The organism is Peribacillus sp. NPDC096447 (genome assembly GCF_044762725.1).
GTDB lineage: Bacteria > Bacillota > Bacilli > Bacillales > DSM-1321 > Peribacillus.
Map to the genome: position 1 here is coordinate 17,196 of NZ_JBIWEV010000014.1, position 19,424 is coordinate 36,619.

Below are 19,424 nucleotides of genomic sequence, written 5' to 3' on the forward strand. Positions count from 1 at the left end.
CTGCTCTCCCATGTGCCTACATGTGTCCATTCCACTCTAAAGGCCAATCTTAGCTTCATTACATTGAAATTACGATGAAAAAACCTTTAGAATATAAACAAATATGATAGAATAGGACAAGAACTTTTAAGAACGTTAAAGTAGGTGGACATATTGAAGCTTATGGAAAAAGCCCCGGCTAAAATTAATTTGGCTTTGGATGTGCTTTTCAAACGGCCTGATGGGTATCATGAGGTGGAAATGATCATGACGACAGTCGACCTTGCCGATAGAATTGAACTAAAGGAAATAAAGGGAAATCATATCCAAATTCTATCCCATAATCGATTTGTTCCGGATGATCATCGGAATTTAGCTTATCAAGCCGCATTTATTCTAAAGGAACGTTTTGGAATCAATAAAGGTGTTTCTATAACTATAGAGAAAAATATACCTGTAGCCGCAGGGCTTGCTGGTGGAAGCAGTGATGCCGCAGCTACATTGAGAGGCTTAAATAGACTGTGGAAGCTAGGTCTTTCCATGGATGAACTTGCGGAAATAGGAGCTGAAATTGGCTCCGATGTTTCATTTTGTGTATACGGAGGTACGGCATTGGCCAGAGGGCGCGGGGAAAAAATCACGCATCTTCCTGCACCGCCAAAATGCTGGGTCATCTTGGCCAAACCGACGATTGGCGTTTCGACAGCGGATATATACAAAAGGCTCCAAACTTCAAAAATGGAGCATCCGGATGTACCTGGAATGATTACGGCTATTATGGAAAACAATTATCACGATGTATGCGAGGGGTTGGGCAATGTTCTGGAACAGGTGACATTGCAGTTATACCCAGAGGTTGCGAACATTAAAGATCAAATGAAGACATTTGGAGCAGATTCGGTCTTGATGAGCGGAAGTGGTCCGACCGTTTTTGGTTTGGTGGAACATGATTCGCGCATGCAAAGAATTTATAATGGACTTCGCGGATTTTGTGATCAAGTCTATGCGGTCCGTTTACTGGGTGATCGAAACAATCTTGAATAGAAACGTACATTAGTGGTATAGTTGCTATATAATATTCGGAATTCACAAAGGGGGTGTCTCAATGAAATTTCGTCGCAGCGAGAGGCTAGTCGATATGACCAATTATTTATTAGAACATCCGGGGGAACTTGTTTCGCTGACTTATTTTGCTGAAAGATATAGTTCGGCAAAGTCCTCGATCAGTGAAGATTTGACAATCATCAAAGATACCTTTGAACAACGCGGGATAGGATCTTTAACAACCGTTCCAGGTGCGGCCGGTGGAGTTAAATATATTGTTTCCATCAAGGAAGAAGAAGCCAATGCCTTCATTGACGGATTATGCGATACGATCGCTAGTCCAGAAAGGTTGCTTCCTGGCGGTTATCTATATATGACAGACATATTAGGACATCCGCAAACCGTGAATAAGGTTGGAAGGATAATCGCTTCAATGTATGCCAAGAAAAACATCTCGGTCATCATGACAATGGCAACCAAAGGGATATCATTAGCATACGCCGTGGCAAATTATTTGAATGTTCCAGTTGTAATTGTAAGTAGGAATAATAAAGTAACGGAAGGTTCCACAGTGAGCATCAATTATGTTTCAGGCTCTTCAAAGAGGATCCAGACTATGGTACTTTCTAAGAGAAGCTTGGTTGAGGGTTCAAATGTATTGATTGTAGATGATTTCATGAAGGCTGGGGGTACCGTTAATGGCATGATCAGCCTATTGGATGAATTTAAGGCAACAGTTGCCGGAATAGCGGTGCTGGTCGAATCCGAACATACGGAGGAGTGCCTTGTCGAGGACTATGTTTCTTTAATCAAGTTGACGCAGGTGGTTGAAAGAGACAAGAAAATCAATGTAAGCCGTGGGAATTATTTTACGAAAAAGGAATAGGGGGAATCATTAAATGAAAACGATACATACTGATGAAGCACCGGCAGCAATCGGACCATATTCACAAGGCGTGATCGTGGATAAGTTATTTTTCAGTTCAGGACAGATCCCACTTACTGCTTCTGGTGAGATGGTGACTGGGGATGTAAAGGAACAAACACACCAGGTCTTTAAGAATCTCCAAGCTGTATTGAAAGAAGCTGGGGCTTCATTGGAAACGGTCATTAAGGCTACAGTATTCATTAAAAGTATGGACGATTTCGGTTCGATTAATGAAATATACGGAGAATATTTTTCTGCTCACAAACCTGCTCGCTCTTGTGTAGAGGTTGCTCGGCTTCCAAAAGACGCACTAGTGGAAATAGAAGTGGTAGCGCTCGTTAAATAAACGGGCGTTTTTTTATTTTTTTAAAGGCTATTCGTAATGGGTAATTTTCCTTTAATATAAGGGTGATTTTTAGTGTTTTAAAAAAACTAGGCTGAATTTTCTAAAAAAATTACAGATAATAGAAGGAGTTCACGTTTTTTTGTTGAATATGTACTTTAAGTTTTAACAACAACAAAAAGGGATGGTGAGCTTAAATGGAAGTAACTGACGTAAGATTACGCCGTGTGAATACGGACGGTCGTATGAGAGCTATCGCATCAATTACACTGGATAATGAATTTGTGGTTCATGATATTCGTGTGATCGACGGAAACAATGGTTTATTTGTAGCAATGCCAAGTAAACGAACTCCAGATGGAGAATTCCGGGATATCGCTCATCCAATCAATTCATCGACACGCGGGAAAATTCAAGAAGCTGTCTTGACAGAATATCATCGATTGGGAGAACTTGAAACTGAATTAGAGGAAGCTGGAGCAGGTGCTTCTTAAAATAGCTTTACTTTTAAACTTTAAATTTATAATTCGTGCATCTAGAGCCTACTTCATAAGTAGTGCTCTTTTTTATTATTCAAAAACGGATAAGTTTAGAACTTGTCCGCTCATCATGCAGACATTTACTTTAATGAATTGTTAAACCTACGTTGTTATCTTCAAAAGTTTAAGTACCCGTCCTTTTTAATTTTTAAACCTTTTTGTCCACCCAGATATTGAAATTCCTGTAAGTGGGATTTAAGGTATACCACTTACTCTAGCCATCTGATAGAAGATGAAATGAATTGGTAACCTGATTTCGGAATGGGAGTTAATAAAGGGTGAAGTATGCCCAAATGGCTTGTACATAGGGTATGGCGCACCATGGCAGTGTTTTGGGATATTGGGGGTGGCTGGTGTTATAAAAGGCAGGAGACATTGTTTCTGTATTATGCTATTAATGAAAATGACATCGAACATGATGTAATATAATTCTCCAAGTTCCAATAATAACATTTTTAACCTTGTCGGAAATCGAACTTTATTCACCTGATCGGTTGACAATTATATGTACTTTTAATTGTTACCTTGAAAAGAATCACTATTTGAGATAATATTTTTAGTGGATAAAAAGGTGAAAATGGAGGCCTGTTATGAGTAATCGCTATGCAATAATATTGGCCGCTGGGCAAGGTACTAGGATGAAATCTAAGCTTTATAAGGTTTTGCACCCTGTTTGCGGGAAACCAATGGTACAACATGTTATCGATCAAGTCAATCAACTTCAAATAGAAGAAATTGTAACAGTCATCGGGCATGGAGCTGAAAAAGTTCAAGAACAACTTGGTGATTCATGCAAGTATGCCTTACAAGAACAGCAATTAGGTACAGCACATGCTGTAATGCAAGCGGAAAGCGTTTTATCCGCAAAAAGTGGTACGACCCTTGTTATTTGCGGTGATACGCCTCTGATTAAAGCGGAAACGATGAAAGAGCTTATAGCATTGCATGAGCAAAGTCAGGCGAAAGCAACAATCTTAACAGCATATGCAGATAACCCTGCTGGCTATGGAAGGGTCCTTCGCGGTGAAGGCGGACTTGTGGAAAAAATCGTCGAGCATAAGGATGCCTCTGATGAAGAAAGATATGTTAAGGAAATAAATACCGGTACATATTGCTTCGACAATCAAGCATTGTTTAACGCGCTGAAAAAAGTTTCAAATGAAAATGTCCAGGGAGAATATTACTTACCGGATGTCATTGAAATCTTAAAACAGGAAGGCGAAGTGGTGACGGCCTTCCAATCCAATGATTTCGAGGAAACATTGGGTGTGAATGACCGTGTGGCTTTATCGCAGGCTGAGCAAGTTTTACGGAAACGCATCAATGAAACGCATATGAGGAATGGTGTAACGATCATCGATCCGCTTACTACGTTCATTGAAGCGGATGTACAAATCGGGCAGGATACAGTCATTAACCCTGGTTCATTCATTAAAGGAAAAAGTATTATCGGGCAGGATTGCTTAATTGGCCCGAATACGGAAATCAGTAATTGTGAAATTGGTGATGGAACGGAAGTCCTCCAATCGGTTGTACATGAAAGCAGTATTGGAAGTTTTGTAAAAATCGGTCCATTCGCACATGTTAGACCTCAATCAGATATTAAGGATTCCGTTAAGATCGGTAATTTTGTCGAAATTAAAAAGACCGTTTTTGGCAAAGGAAGCAAGGTATCGCATTTGAGTTATATTGGTGATGCAGAGGTTGGGGAGAATGTTAATATAGGCTGCGGATCTATTACCGTGAATTACGATGGGAAAAATAAATATTTGACGAAGATTGAAGATAATGTTTTCATAGGCTGCAATTCTAATCTAGTTGCACCTGTAACGGTAGGAGAAGGAGCATATGTAGCTGCTGGGTCAACCATCACGCAAGATGTACCGCAGGATGCCCTATCCGTTGCTCGGGCTCGTCAAGTTAACAAAGAAGATTATGTGAAGAATTTGAAATTTAATAAATAACCGACGGAGGTCATCATGTCAAATCAGTATTTAGATCCTAATTTAAAAGTATTCTCTTTAAATTCAAACTTCGATTTAGCTCAGGAAATTGCTGCTGCAATCGGTGTTGAACTTGGAAAATGTAGCGTAACAAGTTTCAGTGACGGTGAAGTTCAGATTAATATTGAAGAAAGCATTCGTGGCTGTGACGTATACGTAATCCAATCAACAAGCCAACCAGTCAATGAAAATTTAATGGAACTTTTAATTATGATCGATGCTCTTAAACGTGCTTCAGCTAAAACAATCAATATTGTAATGCCATATTACGGTTATGCCCGACAAGATCGTAAAGCGCGTGCGCGTGAACCAATTACAGCTAAACTTGTCGCAAATCTTTTAGAAACAGCTGGTGCCCACCGTGTAATCACATTAGATCTTCACGCACCACAAATTCAAGGTTTCTTCGATATTCTGATCGATCACCTTGTTGCTGTTCCGATTTTAGCTGATTTCTTCAAGGAAAAAGATTTAAGTGATATCGTCATCGTTTCCCCAGATCATGGCGGTGTAACACGTGCCCGTAAAATGGCCGATCGCCTAAAAGCGCCGATCGCCATTATCGATAAGCGCCGTCCAAGACCGAACGTGGCTGAAGTCATGAACATCATTGGTAATATTGAAGGGAAGACAGCAATACTGATTGATGACATCATCGATACTGCAGGAACTATTACACTAGCGGCCAATGCCCTTGTGGAGAATGGCGCTAAAGCAGTGTATGCTTGTTGTACACACCCAGTCCTTTCAGGTCCTGCCATCGAAAGGATTCAAAATTCAACGATCAAGGAATTGGTCGTGACTAACTCGATTGCCCTATCTGAAGATAAGAAAATCGATAAAATCACTGGACTTTCTGTAGCACCTTTGATTGCAGAAGCAATTATTCGTGTGCATGAGGAACAATCAGTCAGCACATTATTCGATTGATAAACATAATAAACAAAAACACGGCGGGCCATCGGGCTCGCCGTGTTTTCGTTTAAAAGTTTCAGAATATACTTAATTCATAGTTGACAGATGAGAATAGTAATAATAAAATGGCTATACAAATCCAATTCATATTCATGGAATGAAAAATCGTACTAACGCAAATACATACTGGTTAACGCCGATCGGACTACCGAAGGCTCCATTTCACTTACCAATAGAACATTAGGCATCATTTTGCCTTATTGTCCTATTGGTGAAGGAAAGGAGCCTTTTATTTTTATATAAATAGTTTAAGAAGGGTGTGCAGAATATGAAGAAAAAACGAAAAATATGGCTGTTGTCCATTTTCAGCATCTTCATGCTGATAGTAAGTGGATGTGGGCAGGAAAAGAACAGTTCCACAAGTGCTGACGCAAAAGAATCAGATAAAACCATCCGAATCGGTTATCAAAAATTCGGGACATTAAATATTTTAAAATCAAAAGGGGAGCTGGAAACACATTTAAAAGAAGTGGGATATACCGTAGATTGGACTGAATTTCCTGCAGGACCACAGCTGCTTGAAGCCTTGAATGTCGGGAGCATTGATTTTGGGCACACAGGGGAGGCGCCGCCGATATTTGCACAGGCAGCCAAGGCTCCGCTTGTCTATATTGCCAATCAACCGGCAAACCCATCAGGAGAGGCCATAGTCGTACAAAAGGATTCACCCATTAAAAATGTGAAAGGTTTAAAAGGTAAGAAGGTTGGCTTGAATAAAGGTTCAAATGTTCATTATCTATTGGTCAAAGCGTTAGAGGAAGCAGGCCTTACTCTTGATGACATACAGCCCGTCTACTTGCCGCCGGCAGATGCGAGGGCTGCTTTTGAAGGAAACCAAATCGATGCCTGGGTAATATGGGATCCATTTTTATCAGCGGCGGAATTGGAACTTGGAACGAAAACGATCCGGAATGGAGAAGGACTGGTGGCGAATCGTGAATTCTTTTTGGCAACTGATTCATTTGCCGGGAACGAAGAGGCTTTGAAGATTATCAAAGAAGAACTGATAAAAGTTGATAAATGGATTGAAGAAAACCCAAGGGATGTCGCTGAGTTCTTATCTCCGGAAATTGGAATGAGTGTGGAGGCATTAGAAAAAACATTAAAAAGAAAAGAATATGGACTTGAGGAGATTTCCAGTTCGGTTTTGGATGATCAACAAAAGATTGCCGATACTTTTTACAATCTTAAATTAATACCAAGCAAGATTAATGTTCTAGATGCATCTGCAGATGTTAAAAAAAATTAAGGGGGAAATAAAATGAAAGTATTTTGGTTTTTACCATCACACGGGGAAAGTCGTTATTTAGGATCGACAAAGGGAGGGCGGGCGATCACACTTCCTTATCTAAAACAAATAGCACAGGCAGTCGATCATTTGGGTTTTGAAGGGGCTTTGCTTCCAACGGGTCGGTCCTGTGAGGATGCATGGGTAGTGGGCTCCTCATTGATTTCCGCAACGGAAAGAATGAAATTTCTAGTTGCGATTCGTCCAGGTTTAATGTCGCCAACCTTAGCTGCGCGTATGGCTTCAAGTTTCGACCGGCTGTCGAATGGACGTCTCTTGATCAATGTAGTAACTGGAGGGGACCCGGTCGAATTGGCCGGTGACGGTGTATTTCTAAATCATGGGGAACGATATGGGCAAACAGATGAATTTCTTGATATTTGGAGAAAGGAAATGACTGGGGACAAAGTGGACTTTGAAGGGGAGCACCTTAAGGTTGAAGGCGGGGATATCCTGTTGCCTCCTGTACAAAAACCGTACCCACCACTCTATTTCGGAGGTTCATCCGATCCGGCCATCGATATATCAGGAAAGCATATTGATGTGTACTTGACTTGGGGTGAGCCGCCGGTGCAAGTGGCTGAAAAAATTGAAAAGGTACGTAAAAAAGCAGCAGAACATGGACGTGAGGTCAGGTTTGGCATACGGATGCATGTCATAGTAAGAGAAACGGAAGAAGAGGCTTGGCAGGCAGCGGACGAACTCATTAAATATGTGGATGATGAAATGATTGAAAATTCACAAAATATTTTCGGGAGATTTGATTCAGTGGGCCAAAAGCGGATGTCAGAACTCCATAACGGAAACAGGGATTCGCTTGAAATCAGCCCCAACCTATGGGCAGGGGTAGGTCTAGTGCGCGGGGGCGCCGGTACGGCACTAGTCGGGAGTGCGGAAAATGTTGCTGCCAGAATGAAGGAATATGAAGAAATCGGAATAGAATCCTTTGTTTTATCTGGATACCCCCATCTTGAAGAAGCGTATAGAGTTGCGGAATTATTATTCCCTTTACTCCCTGTTGAACGGCTGCAAGGTCCCGTTTCAAAAGCCACGAGCCCATTCGGGGAAATACTGGCTAATGACCACCACCCTACAAAAGGAAGTGAAATTGAAGATGCAGAAAAAGTTAAACAAAAAGTTCAATAGGTTCCACCTCATATCATGGCTTGTGCCCATTCTCCTTTTGGTAACTTGGCAGCTGCTGTCTTTGTGGGGAATTTTGTCGGATCGGATATTGCCTGCCCCGACTGAAGTGTTTCAAGCAGGTGTCGCTTTATTGGGGACAGGTGAACTTATTGATTATATCGGCATCAGTGCTCAGCGTGCCTTCATCGGCTTTTTAATAGGCGGGGTCATTGGTTTTGTACTGGGTTTATTAAATGGATTATCATCCATTGCTGAAACCTTATTCGATACCTCGCTTCAGATGTTGCGTAACATTCCGCATTTAGCTTTAATACCGCTGGTGATTCTATGGTTTGGTATAGAAGAAGAAGCGAAAATCTTCCTTGTCGCCTTAGGTGTTCTGTTTCCTATCTATTTAAATACATTTCATGGAGTGAAATCGGTGGATAAGGGACTGATCGAAGCGGCGAGGGTTTATGGGTTAAGTGGTTTTTCTTTATTCTGGAATGTGATCCTCCCTGCAGCCTTTCCATCCATTTTGGTGGGTATCCGCTTCTCCCTTGGAATCATGTGGGTCACATTAATTGTCGCAGAAACTATATCCGCCAATTCCGGAATAGGATATATGGCTATGAATGCCCGGGAATTCATGAGGATGGATATTGTTGTTCTAAGTATTCTCTTATATGCCTTATTGGGAAAAATATCGGACGTTGCGGCCAAAATAATTGAAAAAAGATGCTTAAAGTGGCATCCATCATACCAATGAGGAGGTCATTTGCATGAAAAGTGGAAATTCGTTGGAGTTGCAGGGTGTAAAAAAGGATTTTGGGGAATTTGAAGTATTAAAGGGAATGGACCTTACTTTTAAAAAAGGGGAATTCGTTGCCATTGTCGGTAAGAGTGGATGTGGAAAGAGCACATTGCTTCGTCTTGTGGCAGGACTGGAAAAGCCGACGGACGGGCAGATACTGGTGAATGGAAAGCCATTGAATGGATTAAATAAATCGTCACGTACGATGTTTCAGGATGGAAGGCTGTTTCCTTGGAAAAAAATCCTTGAAAATATTGGTGTAGGCTTGAAAGGGGATTGGAAGCCAAGTGCTATGGAATTACTGGAGCAAGTGGGCCTTGCAGATCGAGCAAATGAGTGGCCGTCCGTTTTATCCGGGGGGCAGAAACAAAGGGTGGCATTAGCGAGGGCATTGGTGAACCAACCTGACATACTCCTTTTGGATGAGCCGTTAGGGGCATTGGATGCTTTGACGAGAATTGGCATGCAAAGGCTGATTGAAGAACTATGGAGGAAAAGGGACTTTACTGCCTTGCTTGTTACGCATGATGTTGAAGAAGCCGTAATGCTTGCCGACCGTGTCGTATTAATCGAAGAAGGCAAAGTCGTCATGAATAAGGAAATCAATCTGCCGAGACCGCGGAAAAAGGATAGTATTCAATATTCATCACTTGCAGCCCAAATCCTTAACCGGGTGATGCAAGTTGAGGAGGAAATGGAAAAAAAGGCGATTCACGCTTGAATCATAGAAAAAAATGAAAAAAGATTTTGCAGCAAATTCCTATGTTTACCATATGTTTATCACCTTCTTGCTCCCTTCGGATTTTACCTTTCATGTTTAATGATTCGCCATTTAGGGAAATGTTAAATATAGAGAAACTTGCAATTCATATTCAGGAAGGCGGAGGATGTATGAGTAATATATTAGCTGCAAAAGAACGAACGGATTCAAAACACTCTAATTTAAGGAATTTGAGAGAAAACGGCGAAATCCCTGCGATAGTATATGGCAATAAAAATGACAGTACGGCCATTTCAGTCAATAATATTGAGCTTCAAAAGACAATCAAGGAAATAGGCCGTAATGGAATCATTTCTTTGGACTTGGAAGGTAAGAATTATAAAGTCATGCTCTCTGACTATCAAAAGGATCCAATAAAGAACTCCATTTATCATGCAGATTTTTTAATTGTAGATATGTCCGCCCAATTACAGGCACAAGTACGCATTAACCTTGTCGGTGTTTGTAAAGGCGTGAAAGACGGCGGGGTCCTTCAGCAGTCTCTTCATGAAGTGACGGTTACAGCTAAACCTAATGACATTCCTGACTCCATCGATGTTGACGTTACCGAACTTCAGGTAGGAGATACAATCTACATATCCGATATCCAAACGAATAAACAAGTTACAATCGGCAACGATGGTGAAGAAGTCGTTGCATCTGTTTTGGCTCCTCGCCAGGAAGAGGAAATAAGTACAGGTGAACAGCAAGATGGAGGTATCCCTGAAAATGAAGAAGGCAGGGAAACCAAGGCATCACCAGAGTCATGATGCCGGGATTAAACAAGTGAATCGTGATATAATAGGCGTAGCTCTTAACGAGTTACGTCTTTTCAATCTCTGGATGCATCCATTTAAGCCGGACCATTTTTTCGTGATGGACTCCTTTAATTCGGGTTTTCCTAATTAGTTCTCCGGACGCTTGCAGGCAAGGTTGAAATTAGGGTACTATTTTTCTAAGGTCAATGATCTTGGAAAAACTTCGTCCCAGCGTAACTCCCTAAATAACCGTAATGACGGAGTGTGAATCATGAAAATTATTGTAGGGTTAGGGAACCCAGGTAAACAATATGAAAAAACTCGGCATAACGTCGGATTTGAAGTAATAGATGAGTTATCCAAAAGATGGTCGATCCCACTTGATCAAGCAAAGCATAAGGGGATCTATGGTGTAGGAATGGTAAAGGGAGAAAAAGTTTTATTGCTTAAACCCTTAACCTACATGAATTTGTCAGGAGAATCCATTTCAGCTGTCATGCATTTCTTTAAGGTGGATATCGCGGATGTTGTCATTATATATGATGACCTTGATTTGCCTCCAGGGAAGCTTCGCCTTCGTCAAAAAGGAAGTGCAGGCGGTCATAATGGGATAAAATCTTCAATTGCCCATTTGGGTACGCAAGAATTCAATCGAATCAGAATAGGCATTGGCCGCCCGATTGGCCGTATTCCGGTATCTGACTATGTTTTAGGGCGTTTTTCGCCTGAAGAATGGGATCATGTCGGGGCAACGATCGAAAAAAGCGCAGCTTCTTGTGAAGCCTGGTTGGAAAAACCATTTCTACAGGTCATGAACGAATATAACCAATAAGCAGTGAGTAGATATAAGTAAAGAATAATATCTTCCTGTTTCGCTGAATAAAACCCCTCTACTTTTGTACATACTAACACTATTACTAAAATAGGGGGTTACCAAATGGCTCTCCATTATCGATGCCGACATTGCGGAACTAAGCTGGGCTCAATCGAGGCACACTCACTGAGTACGGAGCAGTTAGGTTTTAATCAACTTACCGATGAAGAGCGACAAGAGATGATCGTTTATGATTCTGAAGGGGATATGCATGTAAGGGCGATATGTGAAGACTGTCATGAATCGCTGCAAAGAAACCCTGATTTATATGAAAACGATTATATTATTCATTAGCGGGAGAGGGCTTTGGACAAAATCCAAAGCATTTTTCCGTTTGTCTGGAATACCAGGGCACAAAAAAATGCCGTTAATAAAAAGGACGCTTGGTTAATTGGCCAAGTTCTAATACAAAGATTTCAAATGGTTTTCGCACGTTAAGAGAGGGGGGGAAGAAAATGAATGGATTACAGAACTTGTTCTCCAAACAAGATGATGTTCATTCGTTAATAGCCGGCATCGATGAAGGACTTAAGGAGCAAATCGTCTCTGGTCTGACAGGTTCCTCGAGATCACTATTGCTGGCTTCCGTATATGAAAAGACGAATAGGCCTATTTTATTGGTTACCCATAATTTATTGCAAGCACAAAAATTCCATGAGGACTTATCCAGTTTCATTCCCGAGGAAGAATTATATATATATCCAGCCAATGAATTGATCGCGGCTGATTTGAGTGTAGCCAGCCCGGAATTAAGGGCCCAACGTGTAGAGGCATTGAACTTTTGGGCGGCAGGAAAGAAAGGGATTGTCATTGCGCCAATTCCCGGGGTGCGTCGTGTGCTTCCTCCAAAGGATATTTGGAAGAGGCATCAGCTTATCTTTAATTTAGGGGAAGACATCGAGCTTGAAACAACGCTTAATAAATTCATTGCCATGGGTTATAACCGATCTGAAATGGTTGCTTCCCCAGGTGAATTCAGTATCAGGGGCGGCATAATCGATATTTATCCGATCACCGAACCTAATCCAATACGAATTGAATTATTCGATACCGAAATAGATTCAATAAGGACCTTTTCAAGCGAAGATCAGCGATCCATCGAGAAACTCAAGAAGGTGACGATTGGTCCCGTCAGTGAGGCTTTGCTAGAGACGGAGCATATCGAAAGAATCATAACAAGGCTCGAGAGCGGATTAAGTAAAAGCTTGAAGAAACTTAAAGACGAGAAAACCAAGGAACAGCTGGTTCAAACGATCAGTTATGAACTTGAACAGCTGAAAATGGGGAATATACCCGACAAAATCTTTAAATACTTAAGTTTAGCGTATGAAGATCCAGCTAGTTTAATAGATTATTTACCGGTAAATGGTTTGGTTTTCTTAGATGAAATCAGTAGAATCCAGGAAATCAATGATTCTTTGGAAAAGGAAGAAGCTGGGTGGTACACGGACCTTTTAAGTCAGGGACAAATTATCCATGATATAAAATTGGCTCATCCCATGCAGGAATTAATAGTGAAATCCAGCAGGCCGTTTGTATACCTTTCATTGTTTTTACGGCATGTACCTCATACGAATCCTCAGAATATCCTGAATTTTGCCAGTAAACAAATGCAAAATTTCCATGGACAGATGAATGTGTTCAAAGCTGAATTGGAACGTTGGAAAAAAGGGAAATACACAGTCGTCATACTTGGACAGGATGAAGAACGGGTAAAAAAGCTGCATTCAGTACTAGCCGATTATGATATAGAGGCCGCAGAACTGTTTAATGCGGACAGCATTCTTCCAGGTAAAGTACAGATTTTACGCGGCAGTCTGAATAGCGGCTTTGAATTACCTATGCAAAAATTCAGTATCATTACGGAAACGGAATTGTTCAATAAGAAGTCAAAGAAATCAATACGGAGACAGAAACTATCGAATGCGGAGCGAATCAAAAGTTATTCCGAACTGAAGATCGGTGACTATGTCGTTCATGTTAACCACGGAATCGGTAAATACTTGGGTATTGAGACCCTTACGATTAACGGGGTCCATAAAGATTACCTGAATATTCGTTATCAAGCGGATGACAAATTGTATGTTCCTGTCGACCAGATTGATCTTGTCCAAAAATATGTCGGTTCTGAAGGAAAGGAACCGAAGCTTTATAAGCTAGGCGGAACGGAATGGAAACGTGTCAAAAGCAAGGTTCAATCATCCGTTGAGAATATTGCCGATGATTTAATCAAGTTATACGCAGAGAGGGAAGCGGCAAAGGGCTATGCCTTTTCACCTGATGGTGATATGCAGAGGGAATTCGAAACATCATTCGCTTATAACGAAACGGAAGATCAATTACGTTCCATCGTCGAAATCAAAAAGGATATGGAACGGGAACGGCCGATGGATCGTTTATTATGCGGTGATGTTGGATATGGGAAGACAGAGGTGGCCATCCGGGCCGCTTTTAAAGCCATAATGGATGGCAAGCAGGTTGCATTTCTTGTTCCGACCACAATCCTCGCCCAGCAGCATTATGAAACATTAAGGGAGCGTTTTCAGGATTATCCGATTTCGATCGGTCTCATGAGCCGTTTCCGGACTAAAAAACAGCAAACCGAGACGATCAAGGGATTGAAGGCCGGCACGGTGGATATCGTGGTTGGCACGCATAGGATTTTATCCAAAGATATCGTGTACCGCGATTTGGGATTGCTTATCATTGATGAAGAACAGCGCTTTGGCGTTACACATAAGGAAAAGATCAAACGGTTAAAAACTAATGTGGATGTACTGACTTTGACTGCGACGCCGATTCCGAGGACCCTTCATATGTCCATGTTGGGCGTGAGGGATCTGTCCGTCATCGAAACACCGCCTGAGAACCGGTTCCCGATCCAAACTTATGTCATGGAGTATAATGGCTCGTTGGTAACGGAAGCGATAGAACGGGAATTGGCCAGGGATGGTCAGGTTTATTTCCTTTACAATCGGGTAGAGGATATAGCAAGAAAAGCAGAAGAAATTTCCATGTTGGTGCCCGATGCCCGTGTCACCTATGCTCATGGGCAAATGACAGAGCAAGAACTGGAAGCCGTCATGTTCGGCTTTTTAGAAGGTGAATATGATGTTTTGGTAAGTACAACCATTATAGAGACAGGTGTCGATATTCCGAATGTCAATACGCTTATCGTGAATGAAGCGGATAGAATGGGACTTTCACAACTCTATCAGCTGCGTGGGCGTGTAGGACGTTCCAATCGGGTGGCATATGCATTCTTCACTTACAGGAAAGATAAAGTGTTGACGGAAGTTGCAGAAAAACGTCTTCAATCCATTAAGGAATTTACAGAATTGGGTTCAGGGTTCAAAATCGCGATGCGTGATTTATCCATTAGGGGAGCTGGGAACATTCTAGGGGCTCAACAACATGGCTTCATCGATTCAGTTGGTTTTGATCTGTATTCACAAATGCTGAAAGAAGCGGTAGATGCGAAACGTAATGACCAACCTGCCGAAGAAAAGAACACCCTTGAAATCGACGTTGAAGTGGATGCTTATATCCCTGATGCCTACATAATGGATGGACATCAGAAAATAGAAATGTATAAAAGGTTCAGAGGTATTGCTTCGCTTGAAGAAGTGGAAGAATTACAGGATGAAATGATCGATCGTTTCGGAGAGTATCCAGAAGAAGTTTCCTATTTATTCATGATTGCCGAAATGAAGGTATATGCTGAAAAGGCCGGAATTGAAAGCATTAAGCAATTAAAGCAGGAAATCAGCATTATCCTTAGGGAAAAGGTCAGCAGCAATGTGGATGGACAAAAGGTGTTCGAGCTGGGATCGAAGTATGGCCGTATGGTCGGCTTCGGCATGGACGGCAATAGAATGAAGCTGGTCCTGCACATAAAAGGCGTAGAACAAAGCAAATGGCTTAATATCTTATTTGAGATGACCAAGGGTTTACAGTATGTAAAAAAAGAGACGCAAGCCACAAAAAACTAAAATTGAATGATAGTCCTCTTGAAGAATTTTTTTAGGTACCATGGTAAAAAAATGCAACAAAAAGAAAAATTTTTTCAAAGTGCATAGAACTTACCATTAGAAAAATACTAAGTACAATAGCTGGTGATGATTTTGCTACAAAATGAGGATTTATCAAATCAATTAGATGAAAGTGAGGCAACATTAGATGAAAGCAACTGGTATCGTTCGCCGAATTGATGATTTAGGAAGAGTCGTCATCCCGAAAGAAATTCGCAGGACCCTCCGTATCCGTGAAGGAGATCCACTGGAAATATTTGTGGATAGAGATGGAGAAGTCATCCTTAAGAAATACTCTCCTATTAGTGAATTAGGCGATTTTGCTAGGGAATATGCAGAAGCACTTTATGATAGCCTTGGAAACCCAGTTATGATTTGTGACAGGGATACTTACATTGCAGTGGCAGGCGGCTCCAAAAAAGAATACTTAAATAAAAGTGTTAGTGAACTAGTGGAAAAAATCATGGAAGAAAGAAATCCTGTCCTCGAGTCTCCGAACGGACAAGTTTCATTCGTTGATTCCAATGATGAAGAAGTCCAATCTTATACTGCAGCTCCGATCATTGCGAGTGGCGACCCGATTGGTGCCGTCTTGATTTTCTCTAAAGATAGTACCATTGGTGAAGTGGAACAGAAATCGGTTGAAACAGCAGCAAGCTTCCTAGCTAGGCAAATGGAACAGTAACTTTGGACATGCCATTATATTTTTAAAGGTGGAAAGGGCAGCAATCGCGCTGTCCTTTTTGCAATTCTAAAAAAAAGTGGATATGGAAAATAATTAACAGTATGGCTGGGATTGAAAAATAACCACTAGAATTATGCTATAATAACTACCACATATGAGTGAAAAGGGGAAAAAGAATGGCTGAAAAGCCTTATAAAACATCAAATGAACTGTTTCGAGGTGCGCTGATTTTGAGCGCAGCAGCGATTATCGTAAAAGTATTGAGTGCGGCCTATCGCATACCTTATCAGAACATTGCGGGTGACATCGGGTTTTATATCTATCAACAGGTATATCCCTTCTACGGTGTTGCTTTTACATTATCAACACTCGGCTTTCCGGTAGTCATATCCAAACTTATTGCTGAACGGGAGTCTTCCAAAAATAAATTTGCGGTCAATGACATTTTAATGACATCATTCGTAGTCTTAAGTTCGATAGGAGTCATGATGTTTGCTGCACTGTTCCTTGGCGCTGATTGGATTGCAGGGTGGATGAAGGATCCGCATTTAGCCGGTCTGCTGAGAATCGTTGCCTATTCTTATCTATTAATGCCGATTGCATCTGTTTTAAGAGGTTATTTTCAAGGAATAAACGACATGTTACCGACGGCAAGTTCACAGGTCGCTGAACAATGCATCCGTGTGTTGACGATACTGGTTCTTTCCACAATATTCGTGCATCAGGGCTACTCTCCTTATGTGGTCGGCAAGGGGGCGGTCCTCGGTTCGATAACCGGCGGCATAACTGGCCTGGTACTGCTTATTGCTTTCGTTATTTTAAGAGAAGAATGGAAGCTTTTTTTACGGATGAGAATCAAACCGGTAAATTTCATCAAAATCTCCAAAGTCCTGGTTTTCCAAGGGTTGGCCTTTTGCATAACTGGCTTGATCCTTATCTTGTTTCAGTTTGTCGATTCTCTGCACCTATATTCCCTACTAAGGGAAACGGGGATGGGGGAAAAGGAAGCCAAAGAATGGAAAGGGGTATATGACCGGGGACAGCCTTTGCTTCAGCTAGGTACAGTCGTGGCTAATTCTTTTGCATTGGCGCTTGTACCTGTAATATCCGGATTCGTCAAGAGGAAAAGTGAACATGAATTATTGAATAAAATCAAACTGGCGCTTCGTGTAAGCGCAACGATAGGACTCGCAGCTGCGATCGGGCTGGTGGTGACGATGAAGCCTGTCAATCATATGCTGTTCATGGATGTTAAAGGGACCATTACTTTAGCAATTTTCTCTTTATCGATCTTATTCACATCCGTCATGATGGCAGAAGCGGCAGTGATTCAAAGCTTAGGCTATTCGTTCATACCGGTGGTCATTACGCTTGTGGGTGTGGTCAGCAAGTGGGCTTTGAACCTTGTCCTGGTGCCCCATTACAAAATCGCGGGAGCAGCCTCGGCAACAGTGCTTGCGTTTATGATCATGACTGTTTTATTTTATGTGGTATTGAGAGTACATATTAAAAAGACATTAATTGAAAAGAAGCACGTGTTAATAATCTTGAAGAGTACGGTTTACATGGGTGCGGCGGTTGTTTTATTCAATGGCTTATTCGAATTGATGTCCTCAGGCGAAAGCCGGTTGTTAGCTACGATCCAAGCTTTGACGGGTGTAGGGATCGGTGCAGCCGTTTTTGTGATGACCGCCATTCGTGCAGGCTTATTTGGTGAAGAAGAACTTGCACTTATACCTGCAGGTTCAAAGCTTAAACGATTTATAATAACGAATAGGAGTATACGAAATCATGAATGAGATTACGATAATAGGCCTTGGTGCAGGGGATTTAGATCAGCTTCCACTAGGAATTTATAAAAAATTGCTACAAACAGAACAATGTTTCGTCAGAACGATTGATCATCCGGTAATCGGGGATTTGAAAAGGGAAGGAATCAATTTCACGGCGTTTGACGGGATATATGAAAAGCACGACCAATTTGAAGCGGTATATGAAGAAATTGCCGGAACATTATTGCAAGAGGCTTCAAACCGTTCCGTTCTTTACGCAGTTCCGGGGCATCCTATGGTAGCGGAAAAAACGGTTCAGCTTTTGCTCGAAAAGGGTCCGGCTCTTGGAATAGCCATTAAGCTGGAAGGCGGGCAAAGTTTCCTTGATCCCTTGTTTCAGGCTGTTAAAATCGATCCGATTGAAGGGTTCCAGCTATTGGATGGAACAGATCTTTCACCAGATGATTTGCACATTACCCAGCATATGATAATCGGACAGGTGTATGACGCATTCAGTGCGTCCAATGTGAAGCTGACTTTAATGGAAAAGCTACCGGATGACTACGAGGTATATATCGTTACAGCAGCAGGAAGCAGTCAGGAAAAAGTGACAAAATGCGCTCTGTTCGAACTCGACCGTCAGATGGAGTTAAGTAACTTGACGAGTGTTTATGTCCCGCCTGTTAAGGAAGAAGCTTTACGATACAGGGAGTTTTCTAAGCTGCGTCAGGTCATCGCAGAACTTAGAGGTCCTGACGGATGTCCTTGGGATAAGAAACAAACTCATGAAAGCTTGAAGAAATATCTAATAGAAGAGGCATATGAGCTGATTGATTCCATCGATGAAGAGGACGATGAGGGCATGGTTGGTGAACTTGGGGATGTCCTGCTTCAAGTGATGCTTCATTCACAAATCGGTGAAGATGAGGGCATGTTCACGATAGATGATGTGATTGAAGGCATTACGGCGAAAATGATTCGACGCCACCCTCATGTATTCGGAGATGTTGAAGTGAACGGCGAGGAAGATGTATTAGTGAACTGGCAGAAAATCAAAGAGAATGAAAAAGGGAGCGAAACAAAAGCTCCGCAATCCATACTGGATGGGATTGAGAAATCGCTGCCAAACTTACTTCGGGCCGAAGAGTACCAAAAAAGGGCTGCGAAGGTCGGATTTGATTGGGATGAGGTTTCCGAAGCGTGGAAAAAGGTCAGGGAAGAAGTGCAGGAATTGGAAGAGGAAATATTAAGCCCGAACAGGGATGTCGAAAGAATAAAATCAGAGCTCGGCGACCTCTTTTTTGCGCTTGTCAACATTTCACGTTATTATGACATACAAGCGGAAGAAGCCGTCTACAAAGCAAACCAGAAATTCCATCGGCGTTTTACATATATAGAAGAGTGCATTCAAAGGGCAGACAAAAAGTTTGAGGATTATACATTGGAAGAACTGGATTCATATTGGGATGAAGCAAAAGCTAAAGGACTTTAATTAAGGGAGAGATT

Annotated in this window: 17 protein-coding genes; all 17 read left to right on the forward strand. The window is 41.7% G+C overall.

Going from position 1 to position 19,424, the window contains the following annotated elements:
• The first annotated feature begins 153 nt into the window (after positions 1–153).
• Positions 154–1,023 (forward strand): 4-(cytidine 5'-diphospho)-2-C-methyl-D-erythritol kinase, encoded by an 870-nt coding sequence (gene ispE, locus ACIQZD_RS25055; protein ID WP_101225906.1) that lies wholly within the window; start codon positions 154–156, stop codon positions 1,021–1,023.
• A 61-nt stretch (positions 1,024–1,084) separates the two neighbouring features.
• Entirely contained in the window at positions 1,085–1,909 is an 825-nt protein-coding gene (gene purR / locus ACIQZD_RS25060; RefSeq protein WP_076372944.1) for a pur operon repressor, read from the forward strand.
• A 13-nt stretch (positions 1,910–1,922) separates the two neighbouring features.
• Positions 1,923–2,297: a RidA family protein gene (locus tag ACIQZD_RS25065; RefSeq protein ID WP_053537019.1), complete on the forward strand. Its 375-nt coding sequence runs from the start codon at positions 1,923–1,925 to the stop codon at positions 2,295–2,297.
• Positions 2,298–2,491: 194 nt separating this feature from the next.
• Complete coding sequence (gene spoVG / locus ACIQZD_RS25070; protein WP_034316332.1) at positions 2,492–2,788, forward strand: septation regulator SpoVG; 297 nt, start codon at positions 2,492–2,494, stop codon at positions 2,786–2,788.
• A gap of 635 nt (positions 2,789–3,423) precedes the next feature.
• Positions 3,424–4,797, forward strand: a complete 1,374-nt coding sequence (gene glmU, locus ACIQZD_RS25075; protein ID WP_402907336.1) for a bifunctional UDP-N-acetylglucosamine diphosphorylase/glucosamine-1-phosphate N-acetyltransferase GlmU — start codon at positions 3,424–3,426, stop codon at positions 4,795–4,797.
• A 15-nt stretch (positions 4,798–4,812) separates the two neighbouring features.
• Positions 4,813–5,766, forward strand: coding sequence for a ribose-phosphate diphosphokinase (locus ACIQZD_RS25080; protein WP_057276495.1), 954 nt, complete (start codon positions 4,813–4,815; stop codon positions 5,764–5,766).
• Between the two features lie 313 nt (positions 5,767–6,079).
• Positions 6,080–7,060: a sulfonate ABC transporter substrate-binding protein gene (locus ACIQZD_RS25085; protein WP_402907339.1), complete on the forward strand. Its 981-nt coding sequence runs from the start codon at positions 6,080–6,082 to the stop codon at positions 7,058–7,060.
• Between the two features lie 12 nt (positions 7,061–7,072).
• Positions 7,073–8,245, forward strand: a complete 1,173-nt coding sequence (gene ssuD / locus ACIQZD_RS25090) for an FMNH2-dependent alkanesulfonate monooxygenase (protein WP_402907342.1) — start codon at positions 7,073–7,075, stop codon at positions 8,243–8,245.
• Positions 8,214–8,993, forward strand: coding sequence for an aliphatic sulfonate ABC transporter permease SsuC (ssuC, locus tag ACIQZD_RS25095; protein WP_402907345.1), 780 nt, complete (start codon positions 8,214–8,216; stop codon positions 8,991–8,993). The genes ssuD and ssuC overlap by 32 nt, the downstream gene beginning before the upstream one ends.
• A 13-nt stretch (positions 8,994–9,006) precedes the next feature.
• Positions 9,007–9,759 (forward strand): ATP-binding cassette domain-containing protein, encoded by a 753-nt coding sequence (locus tag ACIQZD_RS25100; protein ID WP_402907348.1) that lies wholly within the window; start codon positions 9,007–9,009, stop codon positions 9,757–9,759.
• Positions 9,760–9,929: 170 nt separating this feature from the next.
• Entirely contained in the window at positions 9,930–10,568 is a 639-nt protein-coding gene (locus ACIQZD_RS25105; RefSeq protein ID WP_350300849.1) for a 50S ribosomal protein L25/general stress protein Ctc, read from the forward strand.
• Positions 10,569–10,827: 259 nt separating this feature from the next.
• Positions 10,828–11,388, forward strand: coding sequence for an aminoacyl-tRNA hydrolase (gene pth, locus ACIQZD_RS25110; RefSeq protein ID WP_402907353.1), 561 nt, complete (start codon positions 10,828–10,830; stop codon positions 11,386–11,388).
• A 105-nt stretch (positions 11,389–11,493) separates the two neighbouring features.
• The gene (fin, locus tag ACIQZD_RS25115) at positions 11,494–11,724 is read left to right on the forward strand and encodes an anti-sigma-F factor Fin (protein ID WP_034316319.1); all 231 of its coding nucleotides are present in this window, start codon (positions 11,494–11,496) and stop codon (positions 11,722–11,724) included.
• Between the two features lie 161 nt (positions 11,725–11,885).
• Entirely contained in the window at positions 11,886–15,422 is a 3,537-nt protein-coding gene (gene mfd, locus ACIQZD_RS25120; protein ID WP_402907356.1) for a transcription-repair coupling factor, read from the forward strand.
• A gap of 187 nt (positions 15,423–15,609) precedes the next feature.
• On the forward strand, positions 15,610–16,146 hold the full coding sequence (gene spoVT, locus ACIQZD_RS25125) for a stage V sporulation protein T (protein ID WP_063574550.1): 537 nt from the start codon (positions 15,610–15,612) through the stop codon (positions 16,144–16,146).
• 176 nt (positions 16,147–16,322) lie between these two features.
• Positions 16,323–17,945 carry a putative polysaccharide biosynthesis protein gene (locus ACIQZD_RS25130; protein WP_402907360.1) on the forward strand — a complete coding sequence of 541 codons (1,623 nt, stop codon included), beginning with the start codon at positions 16,323–16,325 and terminating at the stop codon, positions 17,943–17,945.
• Positions 17,938–19,410 (forward strand): bifunctional methyltransferase/pyrophosphohydrolase YabN, encoded by a 1,473-nt coding sequence (gene yabN, locus ACIQZD_RS25135; protein ID WP_402907363.1) that lies wholly within the window; start codon positions 17,938–17,940, stop codon positions 19,408–19,410. The genes ACIQZD_RS25130 and yabN overlap by 8 nt, the downstream gene beginning before the upstream one ends.
• The last annotated feature ends 14 nt before the right edge of the window (positions 19,411–19,424 follow it).